We start from the raw sequence: 1,008 nt of genomic DNA on the forward strand, positions 1-1,008 counted from the left end.
TTCCGGGATCAGGTTCACCGTGATTTCCTCCCCTTCGCGCCAATAGGAGGAGAGCTGCAGCACCGAGGGGCCGGAGAGGCCGCGGTGAGTGAACAGCAGCGCCTCGTCGAAACTGGTGCGCACGTTGCTGAGACGCGTGGTCAAGGCGGTGCCGGCGAGCGGCTGGAAGCGCCCGTCAGGGAAGGTGAAGGGCACCAGCGCCGGGCGGGTCTCTGTGATTTCCAGCCCGAACTGGCGAGCCAGATCATAGGCAAGCCCGGTGGCGCCCATTTTGGGGATCGACTTGCCGCCGGTGGCCAGCACAAGATTGCGGCAGGTGACGGTCTGCGGCTTGCCCTCGCGCAGCAGCCGGACGCGGAAGCCATCTGCGGTCTGTTCCACTGCTTCGACGGAGGTTTGCAGCCAGAGGTCCGCACCGGCCTGTGCCATCTCCTGCGTCAGCATGGCAATGATCTGTTTGGCGGAGCCGTCGCAGAACAGCTGGCCCAGGGTCTTCTCGTGCCAGGCGATGCCGTGGCGGTCCACCAGGCCGATGAAATCCCACTGGGTGTAGCGGGCCAGTGCCGATTTGCAGAAGTGCGGGTTGGCAGAGAGGTAGTTCTTCGCTTCCGCATACATGTTGGTGAAATTGCAGCGGCCGCCGCCGGAGATGCGGATCTTGTCGCCCGGCGCCTTGGCGTGGTCGATCACCAGTGTGCTGCCGCCGGAATGGCGCGCGCACATCATGCCGGCTGCGCCGGCGCCGAGAATCAGAGTGTTTATCCGCATGGCGCGCATCGACCACGGAACTGGCGCTGGCGCAAGGGGGAGGCCGGCAGGAGCTGTCTGGCGGATTGGCGCCGGCGATCTGGCAGCTTCCTGCCTGTCAAGATGGCCTGCCGCGCGGACGGTGGTTTTCCGCCGAACTGTGTTCTTTTTCTGGCGCCGCGGCTCACGTTTCGTTACAGTTTCTGTGAGACCCCGAAAAATGGGGCGGAACGAGGCATATAGTGGCGGTATTCCCATGAC

1 protein-coding gene is annotated in these 1,008 nt (G+C 64.4%); it reads right to left on the reverse strand.

From position 1 onward, the window contains the following. Positions 1 to 768: aminoacetone oxidase family FAD-binding enzyme (locus A2I95_RS42345; RefSeq protein ID WP_291738209.1), on the reverse strand; the 768-nt coding region annotated here is incomplete at its 3' end. Positions 769 to 1,008 lie beyond the last annotated feature (240 nt).

It is taken from the genome of Leisingera sp. F5 (genome assembly GCF_001593695.1).